The organism is Pseudomonas sp. GL_091 (assembly GCF_057837725.1).
In genome coordinates this window covers 809,620-826,497 of sequence record NZ_CM174451.1, presented here as the reverse complement: position 1 = coordinate 826,497, position 16,878 = coordinate 809,620, and the positions used below count along the sequence as shown (strand labels likewise).

Genomic DNA, 16,878 nt, shown 5'->3' with positions numbered 1-16,878 from the left:
ACTTCCTACACAATATTCGCTAATTCTGACAAGGCGTAATACAAAAATCCTATCGCCCCGATCGAAAATTCACTCAACCCTCACTGCGTCCGCGGAAACCCCGGCCCAGCAGGTACTGCTCGCGAGAACGGTCGCGCGACGAGTTCGGCTTGCGCATCTGCACCTTCTCGAACTGCTGGCGAACGCTTTTGTGAAATTCGTCGAAGCCTTCGCCCTGGAAGATCTTGATCAAAAAATCACCACCGGGCTTGAGCACCCGCGTCGAAAGATCCAGTGCCAACTCGCACAGGAACATCGCTCGCGGCATGTCCACGGCCGGTAATCCACTCATATTGGGGGCCATGTCGGAAATCACAAGGTCTACTTCTTTATTTCCGACGGCATCGAGGATCTGAGCCAGCACGGCGTCCTCGGTAAAGTCGCCTTGAATGAAGGTCACGTCCGGGATGCTGTCCATTTCCAGAATGTCAGAAGCGATCAGCGTGCCCTGCCCGCCAATCAGACGACTGGTCACCTGGGACCACCCACCGGGGGCCGCACCAAGGTCGATCACGCTCATGCCCGGGCGGATCAAACGGTCCTTTTCCTGGATCTCCAGCAGTTTGTAGCTGGCGCGGGAACGGTACCCGTCTTTTTGTGCCATTTTGACGAATGGGTCGTTGAAATGCTCTTGCAGCCACTTAAGGCTTGTCTTGGAACGGGCCACGGGATACCTCGGAAATAAAACGGGTCGTGATTAACTGGGCGGTCCCGGACTCGCTCGGGTAAACTGGCCGCCGCTTTTTACAAGATCAGACGCAGGGGTCAGATTATGCCGCTCACTCAAGAGCAGAAGAAACAGTACAAATCCATTGGCCACCATCTGAAACCGGTTTTGATTGTGGCAGACAATGGTTTGACTGAAGGTGTGTTAGCCGAACTCGAACGCGCATTGGCGGATCACGAGCTGATCAAGATCAAGCTCAACATCCTCGATCGCGAATCGCGCCTGGCGTCCATTGCAGAGCTCTGCAAGGTCGGCAAAGCGGATCTGGTCCAGGTCATCGGCAAGATGGCACTGATCTACCGCAAGAACTTCAGCGTCAACAAGCAGCTGTCGAACGTCCATCGCTTCAAGTGATGGCAAGGGTCAAGGGTGTGCTTCGCGCACCCTGCCACTCCACCCCGGCATTGGCTGCAACACCAGCACCAGCCCGGAAAAGCCCAGAACAAGATAGCTGAACGCCTGCCAACGATCGGCATCCGGCCAGCCGAAACGCACCGCGAAGTACATCGCGCACGCATACAGCGCCATCAACAGCAGTTGCCCGCGAATATCCCGCCATAGACTGACAAGGCCCTCGGCCTTAACCAGCACCAAAGCCTGAAAAATCACACACGCCGTGGCGAATCCCACTACCAACGTATTGAGCGTGCCTGCGATTTCATCGATCAGCAGCGGCGCCAGGCCAATTCGTCCCAGCACCGGCAACAGACCGATTTGCAACAGCCACAAGCCGCCGACCCACAACATCTGGGTCAGCTGCCAAAGCATGGCGCCCGCACGAAACGGACGCCGACCTTCAGACGTGGCGAACTTCGACAATCTCGTACTCGATAACGCCGCCAGGCGTTTTGACTGCAACCACATCACCCTCTTCCTTGGCAATCAAGGCGCGAGCCAGTGGCGAGCCGACCGAGATCTTGCCGAGTTTGAAGTCAGCCTCATCCTCACCCACGATGTGGTAAGTGACGCGCTCATCCGTCTCGACGTTGGCGATTTCAACGGTGGTGCCGAAAATCACTTTGCCGGTGTGAGGAATGCTCGTGACGTCGATGATGACCTGATTCTGAATCCGGCCCTCAATGTCACGAATGCGCGCCTCGACCATACCCTGCTGCTCACGGGCAGCGTGGTATTCGGCGTTTTCCTTCAAGTCACCCAACTCGCGGGCCGTACCGATGTCCTGGCTGAGCTTCGGACGAACGACCTTGGTCAGGTGAGTGTGCTCTTCTTCCAGGGCGCGAGCGCCCTGAACAGTCATTGGGTACTTCGTTATGCTCATGCCTTCAATCCTGCGTGTAGATCCTGCAAGCGGCGCACGGTCTTTTCGGGACCGAACTTCAGCGCTTCACAGATGGCTTCGCCAGCAGCAATGGTGGTGGTGCAGTAAATCTTGTGCTGCAGGGCATTACGACGAATGGAGTACGAATCAGCGATCGACTGACGACCTTCGGTGGTGTTGATGATCAGCGTGACTTCGTCATTCTTGATCATGTCGACCACGTGCGGACGACCTTCGGTCACCTTGTTCACACGGCGCACTTTCAGGCCTGCCGCTTCGATCAGCTTGGCAGTACCGGCAGTGGCAACCACTTCGAAGCCCAAGTTGATCAGATCACGGGCCACGCCCGCAACCAGTGGTTTGTCGTCATCACGTACGCTGATGAACGCGGTACCGCCGGTCGGCAGCACTTCGCTGGCACCCATCTGGGCCTTGGCGAACGCTTCACCGAAGGTGTCGCCCACGCCCATCACTTCACCGGTCGACTTCATCTCTGGGCCGAGGATCGGGTCAACGCCAGGGAATTTGGCGAACGGGAACACCGCCTCTTTCACGCTGTAGAAGTTCGGGATGATTTCCTTGGTGAAGCCGATTTCCTTCAAGGTCTTACCGGCCATGACGCGAGCCGCGATCATTGCCAGGGAAACACCGATGCACTTGGACACGAACGGCACAGTACGGGAAGCGCGCGGGTTGACTTCGATGACGTAGATGTCGTCGCCTTGCAGCGCCAACTGAACGTTCATCAGGCCGACCACGCCCAGCTCCAGGGCCATTTTCTTGACCTGTTCGCGCATCTCGTCCTGGATGTGCGCAGGCAGCGAGTACGGCGGCAGCGAGCACGCGGAGTCACCGGAGTGAACACCAGCCTGCTCGATGTGCTGCATGATCGCGCCGATTACCACGTCCTTGCCGTCGCAGACCGCATCCACGTCCATTTCGATGGCGCAGTTGAGGAAGTGGTCCAGCAGCACCGGGCTGTCGTTGGACACTTGAACCGCTTCGCGCAGGTAGCGCTTGAGTTCTTCTTCTTCGTAGACGATTTCCATCGCACGGCCGCCCAGTACATAGGACGGACGCACCACCAGCGGGTAACCGATCTTGCTGGCGGCACGAATCGCTTCGTCTTCGCTGCGCACGGTGGCGTTTGGCGGCTGACGCAGGTTCAGGCGCTGGACCATCTGCTGGAAACGCTCACGGTCTTCGGCACGGTCGATGGCGTCAGGGCTGGTGCCGATGATCGGCACGCCGGCGGCTTCCAGGGCACGCGCCAGTTTCAGCGGGGTCTGGCCGCCGTACTGGACGATCACGCCTTTTGGCTTCTCGACGCGGACGATTTCCAGCACGTCTTCCAGGGTCACTGGTTCGAAGTACAGGCGATCGGAAGTGTCGTAGTCGGTGGAAACGGTTTCCGGGTTGCAGTTGACCATGATGGTCTCGTAACCGTCATCGCGCAGGGCCAGTGCCGCGTGAACGCAGCAGTAGTCGAACTCGATGCCTTGGCCGATGCGGTTAGGACCGCCACCCAGGATCATGATCTTGTCACGACCCGATGGCGCCGCTTCGCACTCTTCCTCGTACGTCGAGTACAGGTAAGCAGTATCGGTGGCGAACTCGGCAGCGCAGGTGTCGACGCGCTTGTAGACCGGGAAAATTTCCAGCTTGTGACGATGAGCGCGCAGGCTCTTCTCGGTCACGCCCAGCAGCTTGGCCAGGCGCATATCGGAGAAGCCTTTGCGCTTGAGGCGGAACATCAGATCGCGGTCGATGCTGGTCAGACCCAGGGTCTTGACCTTCTCTTCTTCCTTGATCAGGTCTTCCATCTGCACCAGGAACCAAGGGTCGATCATGGTCATGCCGAAGATGTCTTCGACGCTCATGCCGGCGCGCATTGCGTCCGCCACGTACCAGATACGCTCGGCACCCGGCACGGTCAGCTCGCGCTTGAGTACGCTCATGCTTTCCGGGTTGGCCAGATCAACCTTCTCGTCCAGACCGCAAACGCCCACTTCCAGACCGCGCAGGGCTTTCTGCAGGGATTCCTGGAAGGTACGGCCGATGGCCATGACTTCACCCACCGACTTCATCTGAGTGGTCAGGCGCGCGTCAGCCTTGGGGAACTTCTCGAAAGCGAAGCGTGGCAGCTTGGTGACGACGTAGTCGATGGACGGCTCGAAGGACGCCGGGGTCTTGCCGCCGGTGATGTCGTTCGACAGCTCGTCGAGGGTGTAACCCACAGCCAGCTTGGCCGCGACCTTGGCGATCGGGAAGCCGGTGGCTTTCGAAGCCAGTGCCGAGGAGCGCGATACACGTGGGTTCATCTCGATCACGACCATGCGGCCGGTGTTCGGGCAGATACCGAACTGAACGTTGGAACCGCCGGTTTCCACGCCGATCTCGCGCAGTACCGCCAGGGAGGCGTTACGCAGGATCTGGTATTCCTTGTCGGTCAGGGTCTGTGCCGGAGCCACGGTGATCGAGTCACCGGTGTGCACACCCATCGGGTCAAAGTTTTCGATGGAGCAGACGATGATGCAGTTGTCCTTCTTATCGCGGACAACCTCCATTTCGTATTCTTTCCAGCCGATCAGCGATTCGTCGATCAGCAGCTCTTTGGTCGGCGACAAGTCCAGACCACGGGCGCAGATTTCTTCGAACTCTTCACGGTTGTAAGCGATACCGCCACCGGTGCCGCCCATGGTGAATGACGGACGGATGATGCACGGGAAGCCGAGCTTCTCGAGGACCGCATTGGCCTCCTCCATGCTGTGGGCGATACCGGAACGCGGGCACGCCAGGCCGATGGACTTCATCGCCTTGTCGAAACGCGAACGGTCTTCAGCCTTGTCGATGGTGTCGGCGTTAGCACCGATCATCTCTACGCCGAACTTCTCCAGAACGCCTTCGCGCTCCAGGTCCAGGGCGCAGTTCAGAGCGGTCTGGCCACCCATGGTCGGCAGCAGAGCGTCCGGACGCTCTTTCTCGATGATCTTGGCAACAGTCTGCCACTTGATCGGTTCGATGTAGGTGGCGTCGGCCATGGCCGGGTCGGTCATGATGGTGGCCGGGTTGGAGTTCACCAGGATGACGCGGTAGCCCTCTTCGCGCAGGGCTTTGCAGGCCTGGGCGCCGGAGTAGTCGAATTCGCAGGCCTGGCCGATCACGATCGGGCCAGCACCAAGAATCAGGATGCTTTTAATGTCTGTACGTTTTGGCATGGGTTTGTCACTCAAATCCGCAGGTCAGTCGGCAAGCCGTCTTGTTCAATCTCTGAAGCCTTGAGGGGGCCGCCGGTGTCGGGACCACCCTCAAGCTTTGCTACATCAGGGCGAGCGATCAGCGTCGCTTGGCCATCTCGGTGATGAAGCGATCAAACAATGGCGCTACGTCGTTCGGGCCAGGGCTGGCTTCCGGGTGACCCTGGAAGCTGAAGGCGCTCTTATCGGTACGCTCGATACCTTGCAGGGTGCCGTCGAACAGCGATTTGTGGATCGCGCGAACGTTGGCCGGCAGGGTCGCTTCGTCTACGGCAAAACCGTGGTTCTGGCTGGTGATCATCACCACGCCGCTGTCCAGGTCCTGGACGGGGTGGTTGGCACCGTGGTGGCCGTGACCCATTTTCAGGGTCTTGGCGCCGGAGGCCAGGGCCAGCAGCTGGTGACCGAGGCAGATACCGAAGACCGGGATCTCGGTTTCCAGCACGTCCTTGATCGCCTGGATCGCGTAGTCGCAAGGCTCCGGATCACCAGGGCCGTTGGACAGGAACACGCCGTCCGGCTTCAGCGCCAGAACGTCGGACGCTGGAGTCTGTGCAGGGACGACAGTCACGCGGCAACCGCGCTCGACCAGCATGCGCAGGATGTTCACCTTGACGCCGTAGTCGTAGGCAACCACGTGGTACGGCAGCTCGGAGGCTTCGATGGTCGCGTGGCTGTCGGTTTTCAGATCCCAGACAGTCGAACGCCATTCGTAGGTGTCCTTGGTGCTGACAACTTTCGCCAGGTCCATGCCTTTCAGACCAGGGAAACCCTGGGCGGCGGCAATGGCGGCTTCTTCGGAAATGTTGTCACCGGCCATGATGCAGCCGTTCTGCGCACCTTTTTCACGCAGGATGCGCGTCAGGCGGCGGGTGTCGATACCGGCGATGGCCACAACATTGTTGGCCTTCAGGTAGTCGGACAGGGACATCGTGTTACGCCAGTTGCTCGCCACCAGTGGCAGGTCACGGATGACCAGGCCGGCAGACCAGACGCGGTTGGACTCGGCGTCTTCCGGCGTGGTGCCGGTGTTGCCGATGTGCGGGTAAGTCAGGGTAACGATCTGTTGGGCGTAGGAAGGATCGGTAAGGATTTCCTGATAGCCGGTCATTGCGGTGTTGAACACCACCTCACCAACGGTCTGACCGTCGGCTCCAATGGCTTCGCCGCGAAAAATGCTGCCATCAGCAAGGGCGAGTATGGCTGGCTTAGTCAAGAAGACCTCCCGTAAATAAAGCCTGAAAGGGCGATCGCAGGTTGTAAAAAAGCGGAGTGACGTATGGACACGTCACCCCGCTTCTTCACTGAATTATTCTGCGCGCTTTTAGTGGACACACTAAAGCTGTAGCTTACAGAAAAAGGCCTTTTTGGTCTACCGCCAATGAGCCTTAAAGGCTGGAGAATGCGACAGGACGTCGCTTGGCGGAACAAAACCGGGCTCAAACGCTGTGCGCGAGCCCGGATTCGAGTGCATCTTAACGCAGATCGAGCACGTCTTGCATGTCGTAAAGGCCAGGCTCGCGCCCGTCCAGCCACAATGCAGCACGTACCGCGCCCTTGGCGAAGGTCATGCGACTGGACGCCTTGTGAGTGATCTCGACACGCTCGCCGTCGGCGGCGAACAGCACAGTGTGATCACCGACGATGTCGCCAGCGCGTACAGTGGCGAAACCAATGGTCTCGCGCTCGCGAGCGCCGGTCTGACCCTCACGACCGTAGACCGCCACTTTCTTCAGGTCGCGACCCAACGCATCGGCAATCACCTCACCCATGCGCACGGCAGTGCCGGACGGCGCATCGACTTTATGCCGATGGTGAGCTTCGGTGATTTCGATATCGACATCGTCGCCCAATACGCGAGCGGCCGTGTCGAGCAACTTCAAGCACAGGTTGACCCCGACACTGAAGTTGGCCGCGAAGACAATCGGAATATCCTTGCCCGCTTCCGCCAGCAACTGCTTTTCTTCAACGCTGAAACCGGTGGTACCGATGATCATCGCCTTGCCGTGTTTACGGCAGAAAGCCAGGTTCTTCAGGGTCACCGTCGGGTGCGTGAAGTCGATCAGCACGTCGAACTCGTCGACCACCCGATCCAGATCGCCGGACAGAGGCACGCCGATACGACCCAGCGCAGCCAGTTCACCGGCATCCGCGCCGACCAGCGTGCTGTCGGGACGATCCACCGCCGCCGTCAGACCGGCGCCCGGGGTTTGCTGCACCGCTTCAATCAGGGTCTTGCCCATGCGCCCGGCGGCGCCCATCACTGCAATACGTCGCATGCCTGTCTCCTTACAAATCGCCGAAGAAGCGCTTCACGCCTTCGAACCAACCAGTGGTTTTCGGCGAATGGCTGTTGTCATCCGCCAACGAACTACGGAACTCCTCGAGCATTTCACGCTGCCGACGGCTCAGGTTGACCGGAGTCTCGACCGCCACGCGGCACATCAGGTCACCGGCTCCGCCGCCGCGCACAGGCGCAACGCCCTTGCCGCGAACACGGAACTGTTTGCCGGTCTGAGTTCCCTCAGGGATCTTCAGCTTGACCCGGCCATCAAGGGTCGGAATCTCCAGCTCGCCACCCAGCGCTGCATCGACGAAGCTGATCGGCACCTCGCAGAACAGGTGCTTGCCATCGCGCTGGAAAATCGAGTGCTCGCGCACATTGATCACCACGTACAGGTCGCCCGTCGGGCCACCGTGAGCGCCCGCCTCGCCTTCGCCGGACAGACGAATGCGGTCACCGGTATCGACACCGGCCGGCACTTTCACCGACAAGGTCTTGTACTCTTCGACACGACCTTCGCCGTGGCAGGAATCGCACGGATCGGAAATGATCTTGCCCTGGCCATGGCAGCGCGGGCATGTCTGCTGCACCGAGAAGAAACCTTGCTGCATGCGCACCTGGCCGATACCGCCGCACGTCGGGCAGGTCACCGGCGCAGAACCTTTCTTGGCGCCGGAGCCGTCGCAAGGCTTGCAGTTGACCAGCGTCGGAACGCGAATATTCACGGTCGTACCGCGCACCGCCTCTTCGAGGTCCAGTTCCAGGGTGTAGCGCAAGTCACTGCCGCGCTGAGCACCGCCACGGGAACCGCCGCGACCGCCACCGAAGAAGTCACTGAAGACATCGCCAAAGATGTCGGAGAAGTTCTGACCGCCGAAACCGGCACCGCCGCCACCCATGCTTGGGTCGACACCGGCATGGCCATACTGGTCGTATGCCGCGCGCTTGCTGGAATCGGACAGCACTTCGTAGGCCTCGTTGGCCTCCTTGAACATATCTTCCGACGCTTTGTCATCGGGATTACGGTCCGGGTGGTGCTTCATCGCCAGGCGACGGTAAGCCTTCTTCAGGTCCGCTTCGCTTGAGCCACGCTCAACACCCAACACTTCGTAATAGTCACGCTTTGCCATAAGTCTTTGCACTCTTGAGGACGTCCGACAAAACCCTCCTGAGTTTGCCGAACTCGTTGAGCCCCAATACAGGCCCGGACCCAACTCACGTCAATTCAACGATCCTGGTCTTTGATTCTTGCGGTACTTGCGGCGCGAAAAGCAGGAGCATTTCCGGCCATACCACCAACATGCTGGGGCGGACTGAATGGCTTGTTCGTTAGGCAACTCAATCCGCCGCTGTCGCATGCTGTAAAAATTCGCGTATTCCAGATACGCCAACGCGGGAGCAAGCTCCCGCGCGGCGACATCCTACCAGTCACCGCCTGAAGGCAGTCAACCGGCCGACCAACAACTTACTTGTGGTCTTTGACTTCTTCGAACTCGGCGTCGACAACGTCGTCAGCCTTTTCCGCCTTGTCGTCGTGCGGTGCCGCGCCTTCAGCAGGCTGAGCCTGTTCGGCGTACATCTTCTGCGCCACTGGAGCGGAGACTTTCGACAGCTCTTCAACCTTGGCGTCGATAGCAGCCTTATCGTCGCCTTTGACGGCGGCTTCCAGGGCAACTACGGCCGCTTCGATTGCAGTCTTCTCTTCAGCGGTCACTTTATCGCCGGCATCGACAACCATTTTGCGCGTCGAGTGAACCAGTGCATCGCCCTGGTTACGGGCAGCGGCCAACTCTTCGAACTTGCGGTCTTCCTCGGCGTTCGCCTCGGCATCACGCACCATGCGCTCGATTTCTTCGTCGGACAGACCGGAGTTGGCCTTGATCACGATTGACTGAGTCTTGCCGGTAGCCTTGTCCTTCGCACCTACGTGCAGGATGCCGTTGGCGTCGATGTCGAAGGTCACTTCGATCTGTGGCACACCACGTGGAGCTGGTGGAATGTCGGCCAGGTCGAACTTGCCCAGGGACTTGTTCTGTGCGGCTTGCTTACGCTCGCCTTGCAGCACGTGAATGGTCACGGCGCCCTGGTTGTCGTCGGCAGTCGAGAACACTTGCGATTTCTTGGTAGGAATCGTGGTGTTTTTCTCGATCAGCGCAGTCATTACGCCACCCATGGTTTCGATACCCAGGGTCAGCGGGCTGACGTCGAGCAGCAGAACGTCTTTCACGTCACCGGCCAATACCGCGCCCTGGATAGCAGCACCCATGGCAACCGCTTCGTCCGGGTTGACGTCTTTACGAGCTTCTTTACCGAAGAACTCGGTCACCAGCTTCTGAACCAGTGGCATACGGGTCTGACCGCCCACCAGGATCACGTCGTTGATCGCGCCAACCTCGATACCGGCATCTTTCATTGCGATGCGGCAAGGTTCGATGGTGCGCTGAACCAGGTCTTCCACCAGCGCTTCGAGCTTGGCGCGGGAGATCTTCACGTTCAGGTGCTTAGGACCGGTGGCGTCTGCAGTGATGTACGGCAGGTTCACATCGGTCGACTGGCTCGAGGACAGTTCGATCTTGGCTTTTTCAGCGGCTTCTTTCAGGCGCTGCATGGCCAGCGGGTCGCCCTTGAGGTTCATGCCGCTTTCTTTCTTGAATTCGTCGACGAGGTAGTCGATCAGACGAATGTCAAAGTCTTCACCGCCCAGGAACGTGTCACCGTTGGTGGCCAGTACTTCGAACTGGTGCTCGCCATCGACTTCAGCGATCTCGATCACGGAAACGTCGAAAGTACCACCACCCAGGTCGTAAACGATCACGGTGTGATCGCCCTTGGCCTTGTCCATGCCGTAAGCCAGAGCGGCTGCGGTTGGTTCGTTGATGATACGTTTTACGTCCAGGCCAGCAATGCGGCCGGCGTCCTTGGTGGCTTGACGCTGGCTGTCGTTGAAGTAGGCCGGAACGGTGATCACCGCTTCAGTCACGGTCTCGCCGAGGTAGTCTTCGGCGGTCTTCTTCATTTTTTTCAGGATTTCAGCCGAGATTTGTGGCGGTGCCATTTTCTGGCCGTTCACTTCAACCCAGGCGTCGCTGTTGTCAGCCTTGACGATCTTGTAAGGGACCATCTGGATGTCTTTCTGCACGACTTCTTCGTCGAAACGACGACCGATCAGACGCTTCACCGCATACAGGGTGTTATGCGGATTGGTCACAGCCTGACGCTTGGCCGACTGGCCAACCAGGATTTCGCCATCGTTGGCGTAAGCGATGATCGACGGCGTGGTACGCGCGCCTTCAGCGTTTTCAATAACTTTTGCCTTGCCGTTTTCCAGCACGGAGACGCAGGAGTTGGTAGTCCCCAGGTCGATACCGATAATTTTGCCCATGTTCACTCTCCCGAAACTTTGGATTTGGTTGCCGCAGCAGTGGTGGCTAACTGCGGTAGCACTTAAACGCTTGACTTATAAATGGGGGCCTTGCGGCGGATTTCAAGCCTGCTCGTCAATCGAAGGCGAAACCGGCGCAGGTGCCTTGCTGACCACGACCATCGCCGGGCGCAGCAGGCGGCCATTGAGCTGATAGCCCTTTTGGAACACCTTCAGAACACTGTTCGGCTCGACATCGGCGCTTTCCTGCATGGCCATTGCCTGATGGTGAACGGCGTTGAACGGTTCGCCATGCGGATCGATCGCTTCAAGCTGATAACGCTTGAGAGTGTCGTGGAACATTTTCAGGGTCAGCTCGATGCCTTCGCGCATCGGACGGATGCTTTCGTCGTCCGGGCTGGACAGTTCCAGGCCGCGCTCCAGGCTGTCGACAATCGGCAGCAGGTCGCTGGCGAATTTTTCCAGCGCGAACTTGTGAGCCTTCTCCACATCCTGCTCGGCGCGACGGCGGACGTTCTGCAGATCGGCGGCTACACGCAAAGCCTGATCCTGAGCGCCTGCCAGTTGCTCTTCGAGCACTTGTACACGAGCCGCCAGGTCATCACCCGAAGCCTCGGGCGCCTGGTTGGCGTCTGGGTTTTGCGTATCCACTGTCTGTTCGTCAGCCATAGATTTCTCCTTTCAATTTCGTCCGCGAGCTCAACTCGCGCTTCTGCCCAGCTATATGGGGCCGCAAAATCCGGCTTCAAGGGGCGCCGACGATTAACCCTACAAAAAACAACTGCTTTGTCATTCCCGGTCGCGATAAGGCTTTCGTCGGACCGAGCGAATCGAGCTAACGAGGGGCATTGTCAGCCAGAAACAAAACACTGTATAAATAACCAGACCTAACACCTGGGAGCGGCCCATATGCTGGTGCACCTGTCCGTACACAACTACGCCATCGTTGAACATCTCGATCTCGAACTCGATCGCGGGATGAGCGTGATTACCGGGGAAACCGGCGCGGGCAAGTCGATCATGCTCGACGCGCTGGGCCTTACCCTGGGCGATCGCGCCGACAGCGGCGTGGTCCGCCCCGGCGCTGACAAAGCCGACATCCTGGCCACCTTCGATCTGGTCGACATTCCGGAAGCCAGCGCCTGGCTGGCCGAACGCGACCTCGAAAACGACGGCCCGTGCATCCTGCGCCGAGTGATCACATCCGAAGGGCGCTCGCGCGGCTACATCAACGGCACGCCCTGCCCGCTTGGCGACCTCAAGGCGCTGGGCGAGCTGCTGATCGACATTCACAGCCAGCACGAGCACCAATCCCTGCTCAAGACCGATACCCACCGTCGCCTGCTCGATGAATATGCCGGCGCGACCGACCTGGCCCGCCAGGTTCAACTCGCCGCCCAGCGCTGGCGCCAGACCCGCCAGGAGCTGGAGCGACTCTCCAACTCCGGCGACGAGCAACGCGCTCGCCATCAGTTGCTCAGCTATCAACTCGAAGAACTGGAAAACCTTGGCCTTGGCGACAACGAGCTGGAGCAGCTTGAGCAGGAACACAAGAATCTGACCAACGCCGAGACCTTGCTCGGCATCTGCCGCCAAGTCGTCGAGCAATGCAGTGAAAGTGATTCCGGGAATGTACTGAATGCCCTCACCGCCAGCCTCAACCGCCTGTCGAGCGTGAACAGTTCGATCGGTGCGCTGGGCGAAGCCAGCAGCTTGTTGACCAGTGCACAGATCCAGGTTGAAGAGGCCGTTGGTGAACTGAACCGCTTCCTCGATAATTTCGACGCCGATCCGTCGCGCCTTCAATACCTCGAAGAACGCCTCGACGCGATCTACACCCTGGCGCGCAAACACCGCATCCAGCCGACCGAAGTCGCCGAGATGCAACAGAAACTGCTGGATGAAATCGAAACCCTCAACGCCAATGACGAATCCATCGAACGACTGAGCGATGAGCTGTCTTCATACGCTCGCCATTATCAAGAAAAGGCTCGTGAGCTGAGCGATCTGCGTCATCAAGCCTCAAGCAGCCTGTCCAGCGCCGTGGAACTGGAGATCCAGCGCCTGGGCATGCCTGGCGGGCGCTTCACCATCGAGTTGCGCCCAAACAGCAGTGACGAACTGCTGCCTAATGGACTTGAACAGGTTGAACTACTGGTCAGCGCCAACCCTGGCCAACCATTGAAAGCCTTGGCAAAAGTCGCATCCGGTGGCGAGCTGTCGCGGATCAGCCTGGCGATCCAGGTGATCACTGCGCAGACATCTCGCGTTCCCACCCTGGTGTTTGACGAAGTGGACGTTGGTATCGGTGGTCCGACTGCAGAAATCGTCGGCCAACTGTTGCGTCGACTCGGAGAACGCGGACAGGTACTGACCGTGACCCACTTGCCGCAAGTGGCGGCGCAAGGTCATCAGCATCTATTCGTGCATAAAGTACGCGGCGAAGATGCCACCCGTACGGCCGTTTCCAAATTGAGCAAAAACGACCGCGTCGAAGAAGTCGCACGGATGCTGGGAGGCATCGATCTCACCAAAGAGTCCTTGGCGCATGCCAAAAAAATGGTGGTGGCCGCAAAAGCTTGAATAAATAAAGACAGAAAGCACGAAGGCGACCCTGGGGTCGCCTTCGTTCGTTTCGCGAACTGATGTTCGCGCGACATGCTTACTTTTTCTTGCGCACGTACAGCACCAGATTGTGATCAACCATCTCGAAGCCATACTTGTCGACGATTGCTTTCTGAAGCCGCTCGATTTCTTCGTCGAAGAATTCGATCACTTCGCTGGTTTCGACGTTGACCATATGGTCGTGATGCTTTCCGTCGTCCAGTTCGAAGACCGCATGGCCTCCGTCGAAGTTGTGCCGCACCACAAGGCCAGCTGCCTCGAACTGGGTCAGAACACGGTAAACCGTGGCCAGACCGACGTCCTCACCAGCCTCCATAAGGGCCTTGTAGACATCCTCGGCACTCATGTGGCGCTGCTCGGCGGAATCGAGCATTTGCAGAATTTTGACCCGTGGCAGGGTCACTTTGAGGCCGGCTTTGCGTAGTTCGCTATTTTCAACCATGGTCAGCTTTCTCGCGATGCTGCTTCGCAGCTTCTCTTAATGCGGGTATGATCGGCGTTTACGTTGTCCCAGCCAAGATAGTGGAAGTCGCCCACCGATGCAAAACACCAAGCTCTTGCTAACCAGTTTCACCTTTGTGGGACTGCTCGCACTCGCCGGTTGTTCATTCCCCGGGGTTTACAAAATCGACATCCAGCAGGGCAATGTCGTCACGCAGGACATGATAGACCAGTTACGCCCGGGAATGACCCGTAAGCAAGTACGGTTTATCATGGGCAACCCTCTGCTCACCGACACGTTCCATGCCGATCGCTGGGATTATCTGTATAGCCTGCAACCGGGTGGCGGTGAACGCCAACAAGAACGCATTAGCGTTATCTTCAACCCAAATGATCAGCTTGTCAGCCTCTCCGGTGATTTCATGCCAGGCGTGAGCCGCGACGAAGCCATTCTCGGCAAGGACAGCGGCACGACAGTGGCTGCCCCGGCAGAAAACGTCGAGAAGCCAAAACCGGAAAAACCGGTCAAGCCAGGTTCGTTGCTGGATCAGATCCAGAAGGACGTCGACGGCGTAGAAGCCGTTCCGGTCCCGACGCCGCAACCGCTGGAAACCTCGCCGCAATAATTTGCGACGCATTAAAAAACCCGGCATGTCCGGGTTTTTTATTGCCTGGTGCTCAAGCCACTCACTGATTCCGCGCTTTGGCCTCGGCAGCTTTTGCCGCGCGCAGTCGGCGCACCTCTTTCGGATCGGCCAGCAGTGGTCGGTAAATCTCGATACGATCCCCCGCCTGGACTGACCGACGCTCTGGATCGGCTACAACCTTGCCGAAGATCCCCACAGGGCAATTGGCCAGATCCAGCTCCGGAAACTCCTCAGCCACGGCAGACCGGAGCAAGGCTGCCCGCACGCTCGTCCCGACCGGCACCGCCAGCGTCAGTAGCACCTGACGGTCTACGGCCGCGTAGACCACCTCGACTTCAATCATGACTTCAACCATGTATCTGCTTGGCGCGCTGGCAGAACGCATCCACCAGGGTATTGGCCGCCTGGTTGAACAGTGGCCCCAGGGTGGCGCGAACCAGCGGCCCGGCATAATCGAACGACAGATCGAGACTGATCTTGCAGGCCTTCTCGCCCAGCGGCTTGAACACCCACACGCCATGCAACTGATTGAACGGGCCTTCCTCGAGGTTCATTTCGATCGACTGACCGGGAACCAGGGTATTGCGCGTCACGAAATGCTGACTGAGGCCACCCTTCGCCACGCCAACGCTCGCCCGCATATGCTCAGGGGAGCTCTCCAGGACTTCGGCCGCCGAGCACCACGGCAGAAACTCCGGATAGCGCGCCACGTCGTTGACCAGGTCATACAGCGCTTGCGCCGGGTACGGCAGCAAGGCCGAACGTGAAATGTGTGTCGTCATGTCAGCGTCACTTCCACAGCTGGGCGGCAAACACTACGAGAATGCCGATGGGCGCCACATAGCGCATCAAGAACAGGGACAGGCCAAACAGCGCAGGGTTACGGATCGACAACTCGTCGCGCACCGCTTCACGCCCCATGATCCAGCCCGCAAACACCACGAAACACAAACCGCCAAGCGGCAACATGAGTCGCGAGGTGAAGAAATCGATCACGCCAAAGAAGTCGAGACCACCGGTTGCTCCCCATTGGTAGAGGTGGAACATCCCGCCTTCGTTCACGAAAAACTTGGCCTCCTTCCAGATATTGAAGGAGAACACCGTACCCAGGCCGACAAACCAGCAGCTGAAAGCCAACCAGAAGGTGACCCATGCACGACTCACTTTGGTGCGCTCGACCAGGTAGGCCACCATCGGTTCAAGCAGGGAAATCGCCGAACTCCAGGCAGCGACCGCCACCAGCACGAAGAACACCACACCCATCAATTGCCCGAACGCCACATTACCGAAGGCAAACGGCAGGCTGACGAACATCAGCCCCGGCCCTTCGCTCGGATTCAGGCCCGCCGCGAAAACAATCGGAAACAATGCCAGACCGGCCACCAGGGATACAAAGGTATCGAGCAGCGCCACGCCGACAACCGTCCCTGAAATCGACGAGTTCTTTGGCATGTAGGCGCCGTAGATCATGATCGAGCCGACGCCCACGCTCAGGGAAAAGAACGCATGCCCCATCGCGGGCAACAAGCCGTCCAGGACCTTTTCCGGGTGGAAGTCGAACATGAAATGCACGCCTTCCATGAAATGCCCGGTGGTCATGCTGTAGCCCAGCAGCACCAGGATCATCACGAACAGCAGCGGCATCATGATGCGCAAACTGCGTTCAAGCCCTGCAACCACGCCCCTGGCGATCACCACCGCTGACAACAGCATGAAAATCGTGTGCCAAAGTGTCAGGCGCCAAGGATCGGCGATCACATTGCCGAAGTAAGCCCCCACCTGATCCGGCGTCACACCCTGGAAGTCGCCATGCCCCATGTCGATGATGTAATCCAGCGACCAGCCGCCAACCACACTGTAGAAAGACAGGATCAGCAATGCCGTGATCATCCCGGCAAATGCGCCCCAGGACCATTTGGCCGAGTGCCCCGCCTCGACCGCCAGTACCTTCAAGGCATTGGCCGGGCTCTGCCGGGCACGCCGGCCGATCAGGGTTTCCGCCAGCATGACCGGCACGCCGATCAATGCGATACAGGCCAGGAACATCAGCACGAAGGCACCGCCGCCATAGACGCCGACCATGTACGGGAATTTCCAGATACTACCCAGCCCCACGGCCGAACCGGTCGCGGCGAGTATGAAGACCCAGCGGCTAGCCCAACTGCCGTGGACAGAAACCTTGTCTGTCGACATCGTT

At 58.8% G+C, this 16,878-nt stretch carries 16 protein-coding genes; 3 read left to right on the top strand and 13 right to left on the bottom strand.

Going from position 1 to position 16,878, the window contains the following annotated elements:
- Positions 1–73 precede the first annotated feature (73 nt).
- A complete protein-coding gene (gene rlmE, locus AC3ITY_RS03705; RefSeq protein ID WP_108218137.1) occupies positions 74–706 on the bottom strand; it encodes a 23S rRNA (uridine(2552)-2'-O)-methyltransferase RlmE in 633 nt (210 codons plus the stop codon).
- Positions 707–811: 105 nt separating this feature from the next.
- Here rlmE and AC3ITY_RS03700 point away from each other — a divergent pair, with 105 nt between their 5' ends.
- The gene (locus AC3ITY_RS03700) at positions 812–1,120 is read left to right on the top strand and encodes a YhbY family RNA-binding protein (RefSeq protein WP_007942889.1); all 309 of its coding nucleotides are present in this window, start codon (positions 812–814) and stop codon (positions 1,118–1,120) included.
- 9 nt (positions 1,121–1,129) lie between these two features.
- Here AC3ITY_RS03700 and AC3ITY_RS03695 read toward each other — a convergent pair whose 3' ends face one another.
- From AC3ITY_RS03695 to grpE, 8 genes are all read right to left on the bottom strand, one after another.
- Entirely contained in the window at positions 1,130–1,534 is a 405-nt protein-coding gene (locus AC3ITY_RS03695; RefSeq protein ID WP_489310769.1) for an MFS transporter, read from the bottom strand.
- A gap of 28 nt (positions 1,535–1,562) precedes the next feature.
- A complete protein-coding gene (gene greA / locus AC3ITY_RS03690) occupies positions 1,563–2,039 on the bottom strand; it encodes a transcription elongation factor GreA (protein WP_103401052.1) in 477 nt (158 codons plus the stop codon).
- A gap of 2 nt (positions 2,040–2,041) precedes the next feature.
- A complete protein-coding gene (carB, locus tag AC3ITY_RS03685; protein ID WP_223458586.1) occupies positions 2,042–5,263 on the bottom strand; it encodes a carbamoyl-phosphate synthase large subunit in 3,222 nt (1,073 codons plus the stop codon).
- 118 nt (positions 5,264–5,381) lie between these two features.
- A complete protein-coding gene (carA, locus tag AC3ITY_RS03680) occupies positions 5,382–6,518 on the bottom strand; it encodes a glutamine-hydrolyzing carbamoyl-phosphate synthase small subunit (protein WP_223454175.1) in 1,137 nt (378 codons plus the stop codon).
- A 259-nt stretch (positions 6,519–6,777) separates the two neighbouring features.
- Positions 6,778–7,581: a 4-hydroxy-tetrahydrodipicolinate reductase gene (gene dapB, locus AC3ITY_RS03675; RefSeq protein ID WP_056728226.1), complete on the bottom strand. Its 804-nt coding sequence runs from the start codon at positions 7,579–7,581 to the stop codon at positions 6,778–6,780.
- Between the two features lie 10 nt (positions 7,582–7,591).
- The gene (dnaJ, locus tag AC3ITY_RS03670) at positions 7,592–8,716 is read right to left on the bottom strand and encodes a molecular chaperone DnaJ (RefSeq protein WP_223454177.1); all 1,125 of its coding nucleotides are present in this window, start codon (positions 8,714–8,716) and stop codon (positions 7,592–7,594) included.
- A gap of 335 nt (positions 8,717–9,051) precedes the next feature.
- Positions 9,052–10,968: a molecular chaperone DnaK gene (gene dnaK, locus AC3ITY_RS03665; protein ID WP_489307672.1), complete on the bottom strand. Its 1,917-nt coding sequence runs from the start codon at positions 10,966–10,968 to the stop codon at positions 9,052–9,054.
- A gap of 102 nt (positions 10,969–11,070) precedes the next feature.
- Positions 11,071–11,637 (bottom strand): nucleotide exchange factor GrpE, encoded by a 567-nt coding sequence (gene grpE, locus AC3ITY_RS03660; protein WP_056728221.1) that lies wholly within the window; start codon positions 11,635–11,637, stop codon positions 11,071–11,073.
- Between the two features lie 240 nt (positions 11,638–11,877).
- On the opposite strand from grpE, the gene recN reads away from it, so the two are divergent.
- Complete coding sequence (gene recN, locus AC3ITY_RS03655; protein ID WP_489307670.1) at positions 11,878–13,551, top strand: DNA repair protein RecN; 1,674 nt, start codon at positions 11,878–11,880, stop codon at positions 13,549–13,551.
- A gap of 79 nt (positions 13,552–13,630) precedes the next feature.
- Here the strand turns inward: recN and fur are convergent, their stop codons facing one another.
- The gene (fur, locus tag AC3ITY_RS03650) at positions 13,631–14,035 is read right to left on the bottom strand and encodes a ferric iron uptake transcriptional regulator (RefSeq protein WP_003197684.1); all 405 of its coding nucleotides are present in this window, start codon (positions 14,033–14,035) and stop codon (positions 13,631–13,633) included.
- Between the two features lie 97 nt (positions 14,036–14,132).
- On the opposite strand from fur, the gene AC3ITY_RS03645 reads away from it, so the two are divergent.
- Positions 14,133–14,660 (top strand): outer membrane protein assembly factor BamE, encoded by a 528-nt coding sequence (locus AC3ITY_RS03645; protein WP_150727496.1) that lies wholly within the window; start codon positions 14,133–14,135, stop codon positions 14,658–14,660.
- Between the two features lie 61 nt (positions 14,661–14,721).
- Here the strand turns inward: AC3ITY_RS03645 and AC3ITY_RS03640 are convergent, their stop codons facing one another.
- From AC3ITY_RS03640 to AC3ITY_RS03630, 3 genes are read right to left on the bottom strand one after another with little or no spacing between them, the layout of a single operon-like run.
- A complete protein-coding gene (locus AC3ITY_RS03640; protein ID WP_223454183.1) occupies positions 14,722–15,036 on the bottom strand; it encodes an RnfH family protein in 315 nt (104 codons plus the stop codon).
- On the bottom strand, positions 15,029–15,463 hold the full coding sequence (locus AC3ITY_RS03635) for a type II toxin-antitoxin system RatA family toxin (protein WP_007988702.1): 435 nt from the start codon (positions 15,461–15,463) through the stop codon (positions 15,029–15,031). Before AC3ITY_RS03635 ends, AC3ITY_RS03640 begins: the two co-directional genes overlap by 8 nt.
- A 7-nt stretch (positions 15,464–15,470) precedes the next feature.
- Entirely contained in the window at positions 15,471–16,874 is a 1,404-nt protein-coding gene (locus tag AC3ITY_RS03630) for a sodium-dependent transporter (protein WP_223454185.1), read from the bottom strand.
- Between the last annotated feature and the right edge of the window lie 4 nt (positions 16,875–16,878).